This is a genomic window from Prevotella marseillensis, from assembly GCF_900625065.1.
Classification (GTDB): domain Bacteria; phylum Bacteroidota; class Bacteroidia; order Bacteroidales; family Bacteroidaceae; genus Prevotella; species Prevotella rara.
On the sequence record NZ_UYXY01000001.1, the window covers coordinates 1,267,909 to 1,285,324 of the forward strand.

16 protein-coding genes are annotated in these 17,416 nt (G+C 39.2%); 4 read left to right on the top strand and 12 right to left on the bottom strand.

Annotated features, from left to right (window positions below):
* Window positions 1-17 precede the first annotated feature (17 nt).
* The 4 genes from gcvH to lpdA all read left to right on the top strand — a co-directional run bounded on the left by gcvH (window position 18) and on the right by lpdA (window position 4,859).
* On the top strand, window positions 18-398 hold the full coding sequence (gcvH, locus tag EJL04_RS05340; protein WP_021855443.1) for a glycine cleavage system protein GcvH: 381 nt from the start codon (window positions 18-20) through the stop codon (window positions 396-398).
* A 195-nt stretch (window positions 399-593) separates the two neighbouring features.
* Window positions 594-1,910 carry an aminomethyl-transferring glycine dehydrogenase subunit GcvPA gene (gcvPA, locus tag EJL04_RS05345; RefSeq protein WP_021855444.1) on the top strand — a complete coding sequence of 439 codons (1,317 nt, stop codon included), beginning with the start codon at window positions 594-596 and terminating at the stop codon, window positions 1,908-1,910.
* Between the two features lie 40 nt (window positions 1,911-1,950).
* The gene (gcvPB, locus tag EJL04_RS05350; protein WP_125104306.1) at window positions 1,951-3,396 is read left to right on the top strand and encodes an aminomethyl-transferring glycine dehydrogenase subunit GcvPB; all 1,446 of its coding nucleotides are present in this window, start codon (window positions 1,951-1,953) and stop codon (window positions 3,394-3,396) included.
* Between the two features lie 137 nt (window positions 3,397-3,533).
* Complete coding sequence (gene lpdA / locus EJL04_RS05355) at window positions 3,534-4,859, top strand: dihydrolipoyl dehydrogenase (protein WP_125104307.1); 1,326 nt, start codon at window positions 3,534-3,536, stop codon at window positions 4,857-4,859.
* Window positions 4,860-5,003: 144 nt separating this feature from the next.
* Here the strand turns inward: lpdA and EJL04_RS05360 are convergent, their stop codons facing one another.
* The 12 genes from EJL04_RS05360 to EJL04_RS05415 form a co-directional block, all read right to left on the bottom strand.
* Complete coding sequence (locus tag EJL04_RS05360) at window positions 5,004-6,401, bottom strand: glycoside hydrolase family 28 protein (protein ID WP_125104308.1); 1,398 nt, start codon at window positions 6,399-6,401, stop codon at window positions 5,004-5,006.
* 109 nt (window positions 6,402-6,510) lie between these two features.
* A complete protein-coding gene (locus EJL04_RS05365) occupies window positions 6,511-8,187 on the bottom strand; it encodes a peptide MFS transporter (RefSeq protein ID WP_125104309.1) in 1,677 nt (558 codons plus the stop codon).
* A gap of 438 nt (window positions 8,188-8,625) precedes the next feature.
* Window positions 8,626-10,056, bottom strand: coding sequence for an L-fucose/L-arabinose isomerase family protein (locus EJL04_RS05370; protein ID WP_125104310.1), 1,431 nt, complete (start codon window positions 10,054-10,056; stop codon window positions 8,626-8,628).
* Between the two features lie 27 nt (window positions 10,057-10,083).
* A complete protein-coding gene (gene glpK / locus EJL04_RS05375) occupies window positions 10,084-11,565 on the bottom strand; it encodes a glycerol kinase GlpK (protein ID WP_125104311.1) in 1,482 nt (493 codons plus the stop codon).
* A 31-nt stretch (window positions 11,566-11,596) separates the two neighbouring features.
* Entirely contained in the window at window positions 11,597-12,535 is a 939-nt protein-coding gene (locus EJL04_RS05380) for a transketolase family protein (protein WP_125104312.1), read from the bottom strand.
* Between the two features lie 2 nt (window positions 12,536-12,537).
* Window positions 12,538-13,374: a thiamine pyrophosphate-dependent enzyme gene (locus tag EJL04_RS05385; RefSeq protein ID WP_125105302.1), complete on the bottom strand. Its 837-nt coding sequence runs from the start codon at window positions 13,372-13,374 to the stop codon at window positions 12,538-12,540.
* Window positions 13,375-14,063: 689 nt separating this feature from the next.
* Complete coding sequence (locus tag EJL04_RS05390; protein ID WP_125104313.1) at window positions 14,064-15,032, bottom strand: permease; 969 nt, start codon at window positions 15,030-15,032, stop codon at window positions 14,064-14,066.
* A gap of 53 nt (window positions 15,033-15,085) precedes the next feature.
* Window positions 15,086-15,532 carry an arsenate reductase ArsC gene (locus EJL04_RS05395; protein ID WP_125104314.1) on the bottom strand — a complete coding sequence of 149 codons (447 nt, stop codon included), beginning with the start codon at window positions 15,530-15,532 and terminating at the stop codon, window positions 15,086-15,088.
* A complete protein-coding gene (locus tag EJL04_RS05400) occupies window positions 15,529-16,242 on the bottom strand; it encodes an aromatic aminobenezylarsenical efflux permease ArsG family transporter (protein ID WP_021855456.1) in 714 nt (237 codons plus the stop codon). The genes EJL04_RS05395 and EJL04_RS05400 overlap by 4 nt, the downstream gene beginning before the upstream one ends.
* 9 nt (window positions 16,243-16,251) lie before the next feature.
* Window positions 16,252-16,656 (bottom strand): nitrophenyl compound nitroreductase subunit ArsF family protein, encoded by a 405-nt coding sequence (locus EJL04_RS05405; RefSeq protein ID WP_021855457.1) that lies wholly within the window; start codon window positions 16,654-16,656, stop codon window positions 16,252-16,254.
* Window positions 16,657-16,669: 13 nt separating this feature from the next.
* Window positions 16,670-16,900, bottom strand: coding sequence for a thioredoxin family protein (locus EJL04_RS05410; RefSeq protein ID WP_021855458.1), 231 nt, complete (start codon window positions 16,898-16,900; stop codon window positions 16,670-16,672).
* Between the two features lie 68 nt (window positions 16,901-16,968).
* On the bottom strand, window positions 16,969-17,298 hold the full coding sequence (locus EJL04_RS05415) for an ArsR/SmtB family transcription factor (RefSeq protein WP_053398564.1): 330 nt from the start codon (window positions 17,296-17,298) through the stop codon (window positions 16,969-16,971).
* Between the last annotated feature and the right edge of the window lie 118 nt (window positions 17,299-17,416).

Here is a 17,416-nt window from a genome sequence, read left to right on the forward strand (position 1 = left end):
AAAATAAAGATAATATTATGGCAAAAGTTATTGAAGGACTCTATTACTCTGAGTCACACGAATTTGTAAGAGTTGAAGGTGAATATGGTTATATCGGTATCACAGACTACGCTCAAAATGCACTTGGAAACGTAGTTTATGTTGATATGCCTGAAGTTGACGACGAAATCGAAGCAGGCGAAGACTTCGGTGCTGTTGAAAGCGTAAAAGCTGCAAGCGACCTTATATCTCCTGTAAGCGGAACTGTCGTTGAGATTAACGAAAACCTTGAAGATACACCAGAACTTGTTAACAAGGATGCATATGAAAACTGGATCATAAAGGTTGAACTGACAAATAAAGAAGAACTCAACGAACTTATGGACGCAGAAGCTTATAAGAATTTCTGTGAGAAATAAAAATTACGTCAATATTTTGGGGTTAATTGAAGCGTGCATGTCTTGTTTCGTACAAAAGGGTGAATAAAAATCTAAAATATCTGATTTTGATAGCCATAAATATATGTACAACCTAAAGATTAAAACTTCAATTAACTCCAAATACTTCTTTATATTTATCGTAAACATATACAAACTCTTACACCTTAAATCCTAATGGCTTACAAATATTTTCCTCATACAGAAGAAGACATTGAACAAATGCTCAATGTCATCGGAGCTAAATCGCTGAAAGAACTTTATGCCGAAGTACCTGAAGAGATTATCTTTAAGGACCAGTATGAATTACCTGAAGCCAAAAGCGAAGTAGAAATACGTCAATTATTCAGCAAGATTGGCGAGAAGAACAAGAAATACACATGTTTTGCCGGAGCAGGAGTATACGACCACTATACCCCAGCAATAATACCACAATTAATACAACGTTCTGAATTCCTGACAAGTTACACGCCATACCAGGCTGAGATTTCACAAGGAACGTTACATTATATCTTTGAATATCAAAGTATGATGACAGAACTGACAGGTATGGATGTTTCAAATGCATCAATGTATGATGGTACGACTGCTACTGCAGAAGCTGTAATGATGGCATTCGGAGCTGCAAGAAAAGCAGATACAGTGCTTGTATCTGAAACGATAGATCCAAAGACTCTTGCAGTTATTAATACATATGCTCATTTCCACAATATCAAAATAGAAATGGTAAAGCAGGAAGAGGGAGTTACAGATATGAAATCAATGTCTTCTCTGCTTGAAAAAGGAAATGTCGCAGGAGTGGTTGTACAACAGCCCAATCGTTACGGAATAATTGAAGATTATGATGGCCTGGCAGATAAATGCCATGAACATAAGGCCTTAATGATTATGAATAGCGTAGCAGCTGACTTAGCACTACTAAAGACCCCAGGAGAACTTGGAGCTGATATCGCTGTAGGTGAGGCCCAGTCTTTAGGTGTTCCAATGTCATTCGGAGGTCCATATATCGGATATTTATGCTGTACAGAAAAGCTTATGCGCAAAATGCCAGGACGTATTGTCGGAGAAACACGTGACAGCAGAGGACAACGCACTTTTGTACTTACATTACAAGCAAGAGAACAGCATATACGCCGCCAAAAGGCAACATCAAACATTTGTTCAAATCAAAGTTTGATGGCATTATTTGTTACAATATATATGTCAGTGATGGGCAAAGAAGGCCTTAAAGAGGCTGCAACTCTATCATATTCCGGAGCACACTATCTTTGTGATCAACTTAAAAATACGGGACACTTTAAACTCGCATACGACAAGCCTTTCTTTAATGAATTCTGCGTCAAATATGACGGGAACGTAGACGAGCTGCAGAAAAAACTAATGGACAATGGTATTCTGGGCGGTATAAAAGTAGCAGATGACACAATAATGTTTGCAGTAACAGAGAACCGCACTAAAGAAGAAATAGACAAATTAGTTGATCTATGCAAATAAACATGTAACCGTTATTTTAACAATCTGAAAAAGCACAATCATGAATAACAAATTATATGGCAAATTAATATTCGAGTTATCTCACCCCGGAAGAAAGGGCTACTCGATGCCAGAAAATAAATTCGGCAATTATACTCTGCCCGCAGAAATGAAAAGAAGCAAAGATGCCATGCTTCCTGAATGTGATGAACTTACAGTTGTACGTCATTATACAAATCTTAGCGGAAACAACTTTGGTGTTAACAACGGCTTCTATCCCTTAGGAAGCTGTACTATGAAATATAACCCTTCAATAAATGAAGAAATGGCTGCAGCAGATGCATTTACAGCTTTGCATCCACTACAACCAGAAAATACATGCCAAGGTGCATTGGAGGTTTATTATAACCTCCAAAAATCACTTGCTGCAATAACAGGCCTTGAAGAGTTTACATTGAATCCTTTTGCAGGTGCACACGGAGAGTTGACCGGTCTTATGATTATTCGTGCATGGCATGAGAGCCGAGGCGACCACAAACGTGTAAAAGTAATTATACCTGACTCTGCTCACGGAACAAATCCTGCTTCTGCTGCAGTATGTGGACTTGAGATTGTTGAGGTAAAAAGTACAGTAGAAGGAATTGTTGACGTAAACGATCTTCGCGGACTGCTTGACGATACAGTCGCTGCAATGATGATGACAAATCCTAATACATTAGGATTGTTTGAAAAAGAAATTCCGGAAATAGCTAAGCTAGTTCATGAATGCGGTGGACTAATGTATTATGATGGTGCAAACCTTAATCCAATGCTCGGTGTATGCCGTCCTGGTGACATGGGTTTCGATGTAATGCACATAAATCTTCATAAAACATTCTCAACGCCTCATGGAGGTGGCGGTCCCGGCTGTGGTCCTGTAGGCGTAAGAAAAGGGCTGGAACATCTACTCCCCTGCCCTAAAGTAGTCAAAGAAGGTGACACCTACAAAGTTCAGACTCAAGGTGAAGGTGATATTCATGTAGGAGCATACCTAGGAAACTTTGGTGTTGCGGTAAAGGCTTATTCATATATTCTGTCATTAGGAAAAGATAATATAAAGATGGCAGGTCCATTAGCAACACTTAATGCTAACTATATTAAAGAACGTCTAAAAGATGTATACGACCTACCGATTGCCTCTATTTGCAAACATGAATTTGTGTTCAACGGACTCAAAGACAAATCGACAGGTGTGACCACTATGGATGTTGCCAAGCGTTTGTTGGACTATGGATTCCATGCTCCGACTATTTACTTCCCTCTGCTATTCCATGAAGCAATGATGATTGAACCGACTGAAACGGAAAGCAAGGAAACTATAGATGAATTTATCAACATTATGCGTATAATAGCCCAAGAGGCAAAAGATAATCCTGAACTTGTTAAAACTGCACCTCACAACACCCCAATAGGACGTGTAGATGATGTGTTGGCAGCCAAACAACCTGTGTTGAGATATAAAGGATAATCTCTTTACAGATTATTTTGGCAGTAAGTCTTGTCGATTTCTGAAATACACGAAGCCGGCAAGACTTACTTTTATCCCATAAAAATGTTTTAAAGAAGAATATCTTTATACAATATAATTAAAGAAAATACTAATAAATGAAAACAGACCTTATTATAATTGGTAGTGGCCCCGGTGGATATAACACTGCATGCCATGCTGCAAAAAATGGCCTCAATACAATAATTTTTGAAGACAGACAAGCAGGTGGAACATGTCTTAACAGAGGATGTATACCAACAAAAACACTATGCCATGAAGCAGACATGATAGAAGCAGTTGTAACAATGACAGGTTCACGACCTGAAGTTGATTTCAACAAAGCCATGACTCGCAAAGAACAGGCAACCGCCCAACTCCGTGAAGGAGTTGAGGGGCTTATGAAATCTCCTGGCATAACATTTATAAAAGAACGTGCTTCATTTAAAGATTCTAAGACTATTATTGCAGGCGGTGAAGAATATACAGCTGATAACATTATAATTGCAACCGGTTCGGAATCAAAATTACCTCCAATCGAAGGCATTGATGAAGAAGGAGTTGTTACGTCAACAGAACTTCTTAATTTGGAAAAGCTTCCAAAACATTTATGCATAATTGGAGCAGGAGTAATAGGGATGGAGTTCGCTTCAGTGTTTAAAACGTTTGGAAGCGATGTTACTGTCATTGAGTTTCTAAAAGAATGTCTCCCCGCCATTGACTCTGATATAGCAAAACGTATGCGCAAAGTTATGGAGCGTCGCGGAGTTAACTTTAATATGCAGTCTGCTGTAAAAAGCATACATAAAAATAACAATAAGTTAATAGTATGCTTTGACAAGAAAAACAAACCTCAAGAAGTTGAAGCCGATATTGTGCTTGTTGCGACAGGCCGCAAACCAAACATCGAAGGACTTGGGCTTGAAAATACAGATATCAACTATGATAACAAGGGAATCAAAGTTGATGACAATATGCAAACCAACATAGATGGAATTTATGCTATTGGTGATGTTAACGGACGTGCAATGCTTGCACATGCAGCCACTGCTCAAGGCATGAGGGCAGTAAATCATATTTGCGGAAAGAAAGATGCTATACACATGGAAATTATGCCCGCAGCAGTGTTCACTAATCCTGAAGTTGCAGGAGTTGGTTTAACTTCTGACCAATGTGACTCAATGGGTATTGAATATAATACCCGTAAAGGATTCTATCGTTCTAATGGTAAAGCTCTGGCTATGGATGAAAGCGAAGGCATGGTAAAGTTGATAACAGATAAAGATAATAAGATTATCGGATGCCATGCATATGGGGCTCATGCTGCTGATTTGATTCAGGAAGCAACGGCTATTATGAATTTCAACGGAACAACAGAAAACTTAGTGGATATAATTCATACTCATCCAACGCTTGAAGAAATTCTTCATGATGCAGCATTATAGCTTCTGACTATAAGCAGATTACTACCAAACGCCAAAGAGGATGTCTTTCTTTTTAAGACACCCTCTTTGTTATAATGTATTTATCTTATCATGATTTTACTTTATACATGCTAATTGCAATGTTTGCATGACACATAATTATCACTATTTCACAAATAGTTTATCTGCAGATGAAGCCTGAGACGGTACACCAACACGTCCACCAATATGGCAACTTCGCATCTCAACGTTCAACGTATTGTCAAAACTTACAGCATTATCCACCTCTTGAATTTCAACATTGCTAAAAATAACATCTGATATCGGTTTCCGAGACGTACCCTGTAATACTAATCCAGCCTTTCTTACTTTACGGCAAAAAAGACTGTCAACATAAATATTCTTTACATCTGTATAATGAATATTATTAAGTCCTTCGCCAGCATACATACTTGTAACATAGAACAAGTCTTCTACTTCATCAAACCTACAATTCTTCACATATAGATTTTTGATAAATCCACCACGATCAGGATTGGTCTTAATATATATTCCACGTTTACAATAACCACCATATGTGCAATTCTCGACAAAAATATTTTGAACTCCTGAAGACATTTCGCTGCCAAGCACTACAGCATGCAAACCTTTAAAACGGCAATTACGTATAATAATGTTTTCAGAAGGCATAGTTGATGCCCATCCGTCATTATCTCGTCCACTTTTTATTGCAATATTGTCATCACCATTATTAAACTCAATATTCTCTATCAAAATATTTCGTGAACACTCAGGATCGATACCATCATTATTCACAAGCTTTGCATCGTAACGAAGGGAACGGCATATGACATTCTCACTCTTAAGTAAATGAATACACCAAAAAGGCGAATTAGTTATAAACACATCAGATAAGGTTATATTTTTACAATTGTAGAATTGTATAAGCTGTGGTCTTAACCAAAAACCGTTACCAAAACGACGCAATTCAATGGGAATCTCTTCATGATTCATTTTACGGCTGAGAGCCTGCCCTTCCTTCTGCTTTGACTTCCATGTTGCAAACGTTGAAGAGGCATTGCCATCTATTTTTCCTTTGCCAATTATTGATATATCATGAAGATTATATCCATAAATAAAGGGACTGTAATTATATAAGAATGTACCTTCCCAACTTGTTTTAACGAGAGGAAGATAATATTTAGGATTAGAATCAAATTTTATAATAGCCCCATCCATAAGTTCAAGACACACATTGCTCACAAAATGTATGGGTCCTTTAAGCAGGAACGTTCCAGACGGCACTATAATATGAGCCCCACCCTGCTTCGCTGCACTTTGCATTGCTTTGTCAAAAGCCGGCTTATCATTTTTAACCCCATCTCCAATGGCCCCAAAATCTGTGATACTAATTATATTGTCTGAAATTTTTGCTCCTGTAATAATGGATAACAACGAATCACGTTTGTTAATCCGCTCTGATTCTATACTACGAAAAGTGTCAGCAGATATTTTTTGAAAGCCCCAAAGCACAAATAAGAATGCATACAAAATTATCCTCATAATAAAAGCATATAGTAAAAAATAGATTAGTTCAAAAAATACGACAACCGGATAGCTTCTTTTATAGGCTATCCGGTTGTTATCTATTTGATATAATTATTTTCAGACATTAGCATACCTTCTCCAAACGTTTCATAATAGAGAAGATAAACACTGCAGATATTAAACAGAGTACAACAAGAATACCCCACAAGATCCACAATGGCAGACCGCCCCATAGCATACCGATAATAGAAACTAAATAGTTACCAATGGCAGTTGCTGCAAACCATCCACCCATCATAAGTCCCTTATACTTTGGAGGAGCAACCTTTGATACAAAAGAGATACCCATCGGAGAAAGGAACAACTCGGCAAATGTAAGAACAAGATATGTGCCGATTAGGAGGTTTGGAGTTACACGATAATCACCCGTAGTTGATGCAAGTGCATCTGGAACAGGAAGTCCAAATGAACCAAGAACCATGATCATGAAACCAACAGCAGCGATAAACATACCTATACCTATTTTACGCGGTGCAGAAGGTTCCTTGCCCTTATTAGCCAAATAGCTGAATACAGCCATAGAAACAGGAGTAAGTGCAACAACGAAGAACGGATTAAACTGCTGGAACTTCTGAGGGAGGATACTGATAGACTCATCCATTGCATTGTAATTAAAGTACAACACAATAAGTGAAACTATAGTAACAATTGTAGAAATGATTTTACCTTTTGATTCTTTTGACTGGAATATAGCAAATACTCCGTAAACAGCGATTGCAATGAGTACCAGATTCCATACGTCAAAGCCAATACGTGTAAGTCCTGTGGCCGTTGCAGCCGTATAGTCACGCGCAAAGAAGGTAAGTGTAAGACCATTCTGATGGAATGCCATCCAGAAGAAAATTACAACAGCAAACACTAAGCAAAGAGCTACGACACGTGACTTTGTCTCTGCAGGAGTAAGTTCTTGAACATGAACTGAAGATTCGCCGTTATTTTCTGCTTCCTGCTTAACATTCACATCTGCATGCTTAAATGTCTTACGGCCTAAAACATAAATAAGCATAGAAATAATCAATGATACACATGCTACAGCAAATCCCATGTGATATGACTGTGAAAGCACGTTGATGTAGTCGTTTGCAAAATTTGTAAGAGAAGAAGCGTCAGTTGCAACATTCTGAGAAGATGCCAAAGATATAAACTTCGTCAAAGCCTCTCCTGAAAGAGTACCATCAAGATACTGGTGTGCAAGGGCAGGAATATCACCATTATAAACATAATTATGGGTTTTCATATACCAGTCTGTGATCTTCTCAGCCGCTGTAGGTGCAAAAAGTGCACCAATATTAATTGCCATATAGAATATTGAGAAGGCTGTATCACGTTTTGCAGAATATTTTGGATCATCATAAAGATTACCAACCATTACCTGCAAATTGCCTTTAAAAAGACCGGTACCTAGGGCTATCAGGAATAAAGATCCTACCATGGCAGCAATTCCTACAGCATTATTGCCAGTAGGTATCGCCAGACATATATAGCCGATAAACATAACTACGATTCCGGATGTCACCATCTTACCGAAACCAAATTTATCAGCCAATATACCGCCTACAACCGGGAGGAAATAGACCAATGCCAAGAATCCGGCAAAGATATTGGATGTAACTGTGGCTGTGAAACCAAACTTAGCCTGCAAGAATAATGTGAAAATTGCAAGCATTGTGTAATAACCGAAGCGTTCGCCCGTATTTGCAAGCGCTAACGCATAAAGCCCTTTAGGCTGTCCTTCAAACATATAATATCTACTTTTTAAATTATTAATATTTATTTCATTTCATAGTATTTTTACAAACATACAAGACAATAAACACAGAAAGTATTTTTATCTTATATTTTCATTATGCAAATATACACAATCCACACTATAAATGAAAATTATTGGTAAATATTTTTATATGAAAAACTATTTCTTTCATAAAGGAATAGGATCATTATGCAAGTTTAATACATATATTTTAACACAAAACGGATTTTATGTATTCCATAATCTAAATATTCATACCTTATAAGTATCTTTATGTTTTCTCTATAATAAAGAAAATGTCTATATAAATTCTACCAAAAATCAATTGATAGAGAAAAGGAAACCTAACTTGGCCATCAAAAAAGACAGCAAAGTTAGGCAACTAAACAAAAGTCTTGCAGTTATAAATAACAACAAGACTTTTATTATTTATTCATGAACATAAATATCCCAACCAAGATAATTTTCTACGGCCTCACTCAATATATCTACTACATCAGTGCGAACCATTGCCACATGATGTTCAAAGCCGTTCTTGCAAATAAACTTCATAAGTTTCTGCAAATTGTTCACTTTGGTGACAGCTATACATCCATCCATACCATATGGATCATTTGTAAGCTCTCCCTTTCCGAGATAACTCTTTATACAGCCGAGCGTATCATCCGTAGAGATGCGGAAGTATGTAAAATCTCCTTCAGTGCATTTTCCATACACAGCACCGAATGTATTAACCTTACCCAAGGTTCTACCAAGAACGCCAAGCGGTCCAAGCTTAAGGTCGTTATTAACAAAACTCTTCGGGAAGTTTCCACAGTGAGTACATACACATTTATTACGGTCTTCAGCAAAGTTGTTATTCCAATCTAGCAATGCAGCCGGTTTACCTGAAGCAAGACTCAAAGCATACATAGACACCGCTCCGGCGATATCAGTTTCACAAGCACAAGGAATAAGCTTTTCGCCAAGCATACTCATTGTAACGCATGCTGCGCATCCATAGTTCTGCTCAAGAGAATCCCAACACTGAATTGCAGCTGCATCAACCTCATTAGCCTGTATCCATTCTTCTACTGCCAATCCGAACTTAGCCTGTAATGCCAACTTTTCCTGATAAGCCTCTGGTACCTTTGCATAATGGCTTATCTCCTCCATTTTTGCCTTCAAAGCAGATGCTTCATTATCTATTTTTCTTGCATTGAAAAGAATCTCACTGAGGTCTACAGGCACAACAGTTATACCACTTGCCTGGAGAAGTTTCTCACTTGCACGACATGTGTTAAATCCGAGTGGACGTGTACCAATCTGGCCTATACGTGCATGAGTAAGTTTACGTACAACACGGCAGATGGCAGCAAACTTGTTGATATCCTTCATCAGCAAGTCGCTGTGTATAGAATAGGTGTGGAATGTTGTATCTGTAAACGGTATTCCATACTGATACAGGTTGTTACAAACAGATATCTTTCCACAGAAGGCGTCACGGCGGCTATCAAGATCAACTTTGTCGTTTTGGTCGTCGCAAGCCTGCACCAGAACAGGTACATGCAACTCTGCGCGACTGATAGCATTGATTATTCCTACTTCAAAGCCAAAGTTAGGCAGAGACACAATTATTCCGTCGATGTCATCACGGTTAGCACGGAACAGCGCAGCACATTTTTTGCCGTCTTCAACCGTCTCCATAGAACCACCGGTAGGAGTGTCCTGCTCATCCAATATAACATAGCCGTATCCGGCTTTATCTAACTCTTCCAACAACGTCTTACGTACATCAACAGCCAACTCTGAGTTGAAATACGCACGGGTACCGATAATCAGTCCAAACGTTTCCTTTCCTGTTTTAGCTTGTTTCTTCATAGTGTTTTCGTCTTTATTATTTATGATTTATTTTCTATTAACAGTATGTATGGCCTCTGTCCAACCAGCATAAAGGCGTTCACGCTCGTCACATGACATGGCCGGGAATATACGATTGTCAGATGTGCGCAATGCAGCCACCTCATCCATATCCTTCCAAACCTTGCGTGCCAGACCATTCATAATCATAGCTCCCATTGCTGATGCCTCTTCTATATCAGAGCGATTGATGCATGCATCAAGCATGTCTGCCTGAAATTGCATCAAAAGTTGATTCTTGGTAGGTCCTCCGTCCACACGCAGCTCCTTTAAAGTTATTCCGGCTTGTTTTGTCATCAGGTCAATCAAATCTTTTATTTGATAAGCTATTGCCTCCAATGCAGCCCTACAGATATGTCCTTTCTCTGTAGCCAAAGTCATTCCACATATCATAGCCTTTGCCTGAGAGTTCCACCACGGAGCACCGAGACCTGCAAATGCCGGTACCATGTAAACTCCTCCGTTATCCGGAACTTCGAGAGCAAACTTCTCTATTTCCGCAGGGCTTTCTATAAGATGCAGGTTGTCAGTCATCCATTTGATTGTCGCACCAGTACAATGAATATTTCCTTCAAAAGCATAGAAAATCTTGCCTTTTGCAGCAAAGCCAACTGAAGTTACGAGACCTTCGGGAGCTGTCACAGCGTTTTCACCGATATTCACCATAACAGACGAACCTGTTCCATATGTTGCTTTACCCATACCAGCCTCAAAACACATCTGACCAGCCAAAGCACCATGTGAATCGCCAAGCATACCGGCAATAACAATAGGCTCATCAAAAACTCCCTCTACGGTTGTTTCACCGAATACAGAATCGCAAGGCATAGGCTTTGCCATCATATTGCGTGGTATTGTCAGCAAGTTGAGGAGTTCATCATCCCAGTCTAATGTATGGATATTAAACAACATTGTACGCGACGCATTGGTATAGTCTGTCACATGCTCCTTGCCACCTGTCAGTTTCCACACAAGCCATGTGTCAATCGTACCCATCAGAAGTTCTCCATTATCTGCAGCCTGACGTGCTCCCTGAACATTATCCAATATCCATTTGACACCACTAGCTGCAAAATATGGGTCAATGAGCAGTCCGCTACGCTCACGAATCAGGTCTGTATATCCACGCTCTCTCAATTCATTGCATATAGCTGCTCCACGCTGACACTGCCAAACCACGGCATTGTATACCGGCTTACCAGTAAAACGGTTCCAAACCACAGCCGTCTCACGCTGGTTTGTAATTGCCAAAGAATAAGATGCTTCGGCATCATCTACAGTCTTAACCACCTCACGTATGGCTTCGACCATATTATTATATATCTCCTCTGCATCATGCTCAACCCATCCCGGCTGAGGATAATATTGCTTATGGGCAACATTCTTACGACAGACCAACTGGCAATGCTCGTTAAAGAGCACTGCCTTTGTGGCTGACGTACTTTGATCAACGGTTATAATATATCTCATTTCAAAACCTTCTATAAGTTACTAAAGGCTTTTACTTCAAAAAGTCTTTAGCTGTAGCAAAAATGCCTTCAGCATCTAACTTATAATAATGGAATATCTCCAATGGCTTGCCATGAATAGCGTTTTCGTCAGGAATACCGAGTATACGCATAGGAACAGGGCAATTCTGACTCACTGTTTCTGCAACAATTGCTCCCAAGCCACCATACATGCTATGCTCTTCTACTGTCATTATTCGTCCTGTCTCGCGTGCAGCCTTAACTATAGCCTCAGTATCAGCTGGTTTAAGAGTATGCATGTCGATGACACGAGTGCTTATACCCTCCTCTGCAAGGCGCTTTCCGGCCTGAAGAGCATGCCAAACTGTTTCACCAGTAGCAATAATTGTCAGGTCCTTACCATCCTGAAGCTGTATAGATTTTCCAATCTGATAATCAAAATTATTATCTTCATAAACATCAGGAACAGCATTACGGCCAACGCGAACATAAACAGGATGAGGATAATCTACAAGCTGCTCAACAAGTTTACGTGTCTGTCGTGCATCGCAAGGAAGTACAACTTGCATGCCGGGGAATGTGCGCAGCACAGCAATATCATGCAAACTATGATGAGTGGCGCCCAAAGCTCCATATGCAACGCCACCACTTACGCCCAGAATCTTAACCGGTTGGCCTGAATAAGCCACGTCAACCTTTACCTGCTCAAGACTGCGTGCTACATAAAAGCATGCAGGACCACATACGAACACTTTTTTTCCGCATGAAGCCAAACCGGCAGAAATGCCTACAGCATCCTGCTCTGCAATACCGCACTCAACAAACTGCTCAGGCAATTCTTTTGCAAAATCTGTCAGAGTAACCGAGCCACGGGCATCGGTCGTTACGGCTACAATATTCTTATCTTTTTTACCAAGTTCAACCAGTGCATCGGTAAAACTCTTACGGCAAGCAACACTTTTTATTTCCATTGTTAACAATTCTTTTTAAGTTCTTCAATACGGTTAGTAATCTCAGCGATAGCTTTCTCATACTCCTCTGCCGTAGGCACGCCATGATGCCATTTCAGCACATTTTCCATGTATGAAACGTGGAAGCCCTTTGTTGTATGAAGCACAACCATGTGAGGCTTTCCGTTGTTATATTCTATCGATTCAAGGCAGTTAACAATAGCCTCAATATCGTTGCCGTCAACATCATATACATCCCATCCGAAAGCCTTCCAGCGCTCGTTAAGAGACTCAAGTTTCATCACATTCTCAGTTGTGTCACTTATCTGCAAGCCGTTTCGGTCTATCATTGCAACAAGATTATCCAACTTATAATTGCTTCCGGCCATGGCTGCCTCATATATTGAGCCTTCGCCCTGCTCGCCGTCGCCCATAAGTACAAATGTACGATAAGGCTTCTTATCCATTTTTGCGGCAATGGCACAACCTACACCAATTGAAAGACCGTGACCTAATGCACCGCTGTTAAATTCTATACCCGGGACTTCAACCGTAGGATGACCTGCCAACACAGACAGATAATCACCATAAGTGTCGACAAGTTCTTTTGTTATGAAACCTTTTGCCTCGAGCACACAATAAAGTGCTTCCACACAGTGACCCTTGCTCATAATGAAACGGTCGCGCCCTTCCATTTTCGGATTCTCAGGGTTTACGTTCATGACACGCATATACAATGCTGTCAATACATTCAAAGACGAGAGATCGCCGCCGATATGACCGGCTTTGGCTTTATATACGACCTCTAACAAACGTTTTCTGATTTCCTCGCATTTCAATGTCAACTCAGGAATGCTCATTAATTTGTCCATATTTATATTGGTATTATTAAAATATATCTACTTGTAAATGGTTTTCATAATGTAATTACAAATTTAAACATTATTTTTTATAAGCTATTGCAATGTAACAAAAAACAAAGCAGAATAACATAAAACAAGGATGTTTCAACCACCCTAAATATTCGACTGACTTTTCGTCAAATTGTACTATTACGGAACTGTTAAATTTATTCTATTTTCATTTAAAGCGCTCAGAATAGCCATGCTCAAAGCAAATACGACTAAAACATCAAAATTTTAGGCAAAACACCACTTATTCGTAATCATCTGAAAATCAATGTATTATATAATTCTGTATTTTGCATCAATGACAATACCGTCGTCATTAACGGCCTTTTACAAGATAAAAGGTCATCTTTTACATAATAAAAGAATGTATTTTGCTACAAAACTCAGCACATTTTAAGTAAGAAACAACTGATTTTTCAAAGTAAAATCAGTGAAAAAGGACGTAAAACTTAATAAAAGCCGCTTTACATTACGGCTTTTACTAAGAAAACACGGAACATTTTTTCTAGAACAGGAAAAAATAATGACAAAACTTTTTACTACTTACGCTATTAACAATTGTCCTATTTACGAACAACCGCATATGACCATTCAACATCATACGCCCTGAATAGGACAGCCTAATTTGCAACAAGATATCACAAGATGATGTTGAACAAGTAACCGGAGATAATTATAAATAACGTTATTGTCCCAAAGAAAATGCCGATGAGACGCCATGTCATAACTTTTTTAAGAAGTGTTGCTTCCGGCAAAGACAAGCCCACAACTGCCATCATAAAAGCAAGAGCCGTGCCCACAGGAATGCCTTTTGCCACAAACACCTCAATAACAGGCACTATTCCTGCTGCATTGGCATACATGGGAACTGCAAGCAGAACAGAAAGAGGAACAGCAAACCAATTTGTCTCTGACATATACTGTTCAAAAAAGCCTTCTGGTACATAACCATGCATGAAAGCCCCAATGCCAATACCTATTACCACATAAAGCAACACACCCTTAACTATACCTAACGATTCTTTTACAATTATCGGCAAACGCTGCATGAATGGAGTATTGTCTCGTTCCCATGCATTAGAACCGGCGATGGAATTAAGTTGAATTTGCCTAACCCAATCGCTCAGATAACGCTCCAATCTCATTTTTCCCAGAATGTAACCGCCAATCATTCCAAGTAAAATGCCGCTTATTACATATATGGCAGTTATCCTTATGCCGAATGTTCCGATAAACATTGCTACAGCCACCTCATTTACCAATGGTGAGGTTATAAGATATGCAAAAGTAACTCCCAATGGTATTCCGCCCTTTACGAAGCCTATAAATAATGGTATTGACGAACAGGAACAGAATGGCGTTATTGCACCAAACAGCGAAGCGAAAAAATACTGCAAGCCATATAACTTACGCGAAACCAGATATTCGCGTAGACGCTCTATTGGAAAATATGCATTAATAATGCCCATGATTATACTAATCAGAAGCAACAGAAGCAATATTTTAATCGTATCATAAAAAAAGAAATTAACTGACGATCCCAACGCCGTACCTGCATTAAGACCAAACACATCATACACAAGCCAATCTGCAAAACTTTGTATCATAATATCACATCTTTTATGTTTGTAAAAATACGAACAGAAAATATAAAAAAATACTATTCACACACGCAGCGGGGCAGTTCCGCTTTTTTTATTTCTGTCAGATAAAATCTGGCAAAGGCATTTTTAATCTCGTCGCGCACTCTCCTAAATTCCGTCATAATAAAATTTACGTCACCCGACAATCTTGAAGGATCATCAAAACCGATATGCAACCTCTTGCCCACCCTGCCTTTAAATGCCGGACATGTTGCATCGGCATCGGAACATACTGTTATGACGTAATCCCAATACTCATCAAGATATTCCATCACATTCACAGGAATATGACTACTTATGTCAACTCCGGCCTCTTTCATTACGGCCACAGTTTTCGAGTTTACCTGTTCAGCCGGCTTTGTTCCGGCTGAACGTACATAAAGACTATCGTCAAACGACTGCAAGAAACCATGCGCAATTTGACTCCGGCAACTGTTTCCGGTACACAATATCAAAATTTTCATATCAAATTATACATCATCAAGCCATAATATATTCCGACAAATATAAACACGACTGCAACTATACGGCTGAACCATTTCTGAAAGACTTGCATTTTATTGTAGAATTTTCCTATTCCGGACACACTATAGGCTAATACCCATGCCGCCAGCATGACCGGCAAGCCTGTAGCCAGGGCATAGACAACGGGCAGGAAATAGCCCTCACCTTCCATAGCAGCCATAGGAATAAGCATACCAAAATAAAACAGTCCGCTTGTAGGACAAAATGCCATAGCAAATAATATCCCAAGAAGGAGGCTGCCCCATGCTCCTTTCAGCCTTTCAGTCCTTTCCGAGGCACTGAAGCCAAATTTCGGCAAATGAAGTTTGTCGCTAAAAAGCATAAACAAGCCGATTAGAACCAATGCTGGAGCAAGAAGCAGCTCGCCCCACTCGCTAACACCTTTTTGTATAAAAAACATGTCGGCTCCACGCCTAAGCAACACTATAAGTATTGCGCCAAGGACGGAATACGCAATCATACGGCCGGCTGTGTATAACAAACCATTCAAGAATATGCGATTACGGCTGTCAAGATTTTTACTGATAAAACCTATTGCAGTAATATTGGTTGCAAGAGGGCAAGGACTTACAGCTGTAAGCAGCCCAAGCAAAAATGCTGTAACAACAGGTATCTCGCTGCTATCAAGCAAGCTTTGCAAGTATTCCATACGTAAATACTATTTCAACAACTGATTAATCTTTTTCTTAAGCTCGGTTTTAAATTGTGCCGTATTATTTCTGGCATACTTAAAACCCATACGTGTCAGGTCGTTCCTTTTTTCTTTTCCGTTATTCCATCCGTTTACATATAACGAAGACCAGCTGACACGATATTTATCGGCTATCTTTTCGCCTTGAGGTGTAGAAATATCAACCTCTTTGAAACGCACCTTTCCGCTCTTGACAAACTTGGCAAAATCGTTATACACAACTTCTTTGGTGTATTTTTCAATAGCTCTACATGTCGGACATCGCTGTTTGCCGTGAAAATAAATAACCTCAACATACTTGCCGGTTTGTGCAAAAACCCATCCTGTAGACAAGAACATGCACAATAATGAAAGCAACACGAATTTCTTCATAATTTCAATATTTTCATTTTGTCAAAATTGTGCGTATCTCATCTTTAGTTATACGTCCTTTGGCTACAACTTTTCCATCAACAACCAAAGCAGGAAGACTCATGACGTTATATTCCATTATTTTCATCAAATCCTCCTCTTTCACTAAATCGGCTTTTAAGCCTAACTCATTAACAACCTGCTCTACCGCAGAATAAAGTGCTCTACAATTTGCACATCCAGTACCTAAAACTTTAATTTCCATTTTACAATATTTATTAGTTAAACGTTATTCGCAAAACAACGAACATAAGACATAAAAAGAGAAGGTTGTCAGTCGCAACACCCTCCTGCTTTACATATGCATTGCCCAAAGAATTCTGAGAATAAGGCTTTAGCCAAATTCCAATTCTCATTATTAATACAATATTTCACTTTAGGAGCCTCTACCTCACCCTGTATCAGACCGGCATCTTTAAGTTCCTTTAGATGCTGAGAAACAGTAGCCTTCGCAATAGGAAGCTCTTCATTAATGTCACCAAAATAGCAAGTTTTTTGCTTTGCCAAGAAATTCATTATGGCAATACGTGCCGGATGGCCCAATGCTTTTGCAAATCTGGCAAGCCTTTCCTGCTTTATTGTATAATCCCTTTTTTCATCCATATAATCAAATGTTGTTCGCAAATATACGAACATATTTTTAAATCAACAAATATTATTATATTTTTTTAACCAAATGGCTTTAAAAAAAGAATAATGACGGAAAGCAGAACAAAGTCTA

Bases quoted from the DNA above. Each gene is read 5' to 3' on its own strand.
- EJL04_RS05400 (WP_021855456.1), bottom strand. From the start codon at position 16,242: ATGGAATACTTGCAAAGCTTGCTTGATAGCAGCGAGATACCTGTTGTT.
- EJL04_RS05370 (WP_125104310.1), bottom strand. From the start codon at position 10,056: ATGAAGAAACAAGCTAAAACAGGAAAGGAAACGTTTGGACTGATTATC.
- EJL04_RS05395 (WP_125104314.1), bottom strand. From the start codon at position 15,532: ATGAAAATTTTGATATTGTGTACCGGAAACAGTTGCCGGAGTCAAATT.
- EJL04_RS05390 (WP_125104313.1), bottom strand. From the start codon at position 15,032: ATGATACAAAGTTTTGCAGATTGGCTTGTGTATGATGTGTTTGGTCTT.
- gcvPB (WP_125104306.1), top strand. From the start codon at position 1,951: ATGAATAACAAATTATATGGCAAATTAATATTCGAGTTATCTCACCCC.
- glpK (WP_125104311.1), bottom strand. From the start codon at position 11,565: ATGAGATATATTATAACCGTTGATCAAAGTACGTCAGCCACAAAGGCA.
- lpdA (WP_125104307.1), top strand. From the start codon at position 3,534: ATGAAAACAGACCTTATTATAATTGGTAGTGGCCCCGGTGGATATAAC.
- EJL04_RS05410 (WP_021855458.1), bottom strand. From the start codon at position 16,900: ATGGAAATTAAAGTTTTAGGTACTGGATGTGCAAATTGTAGAGCACTT.
- gcvPA (WP_021855444.1), top strand. From the start codon at position 594: ATGGCTTACAAATATTTTCCTCATACAGAAGAAGACATTGAACAAATG.
- EJL04_RS05380 (WP_125104312.1), bottom strand. From the start codon at position 12,535: ATGGAAATAAAAAGTGTTGCTTGCCGTAAGAGTTTTACCGATGCACTG.
- EJL04_RS05405 (WP_021855457.1), bottom strand. From the start codon at position 16,656: ATGAAGAAATTCGTGTTGCTTTCATTATTGTGCATGTTCTTGTCTACA.
- gcvH (WP_021855443.1), top strand. From the start codon at position 18: ATGGCAAAAGTTATTGAAGGACTCTATTACTCTGAGTCACACGAATTT.
- EJL04_RS05360 (WP_125104308.1), bottom strand. From the start codon at position 6,401: ATGAGGATAATTTTGTATGCATTCTTATTTGTGCTTTGGGGCTTTCAA.
- EJL04_RS05385 (WP_125105302.1), bottom strand. From the start codon at position 13,374: ATGAGCATTCCTGAGTTGACATTGAAATGCGAGGAAATCAGAAAACGT.
- EJL04_RS05365 (WP_125104309.1), bottom strand. From the start codon at position 8,187: ATGTTTGAAGGACAGCCTAAAGGGCTTTATGCGTTAGCGCTTGCAAAT.
- EJL04_RS05415 (WP_053398564.1), bottom strand. From the start codon at position 17,298: ATGGATGAAAAAAGGGATTATACAATAAAGCAGGAAAGGCTTGCCAGA.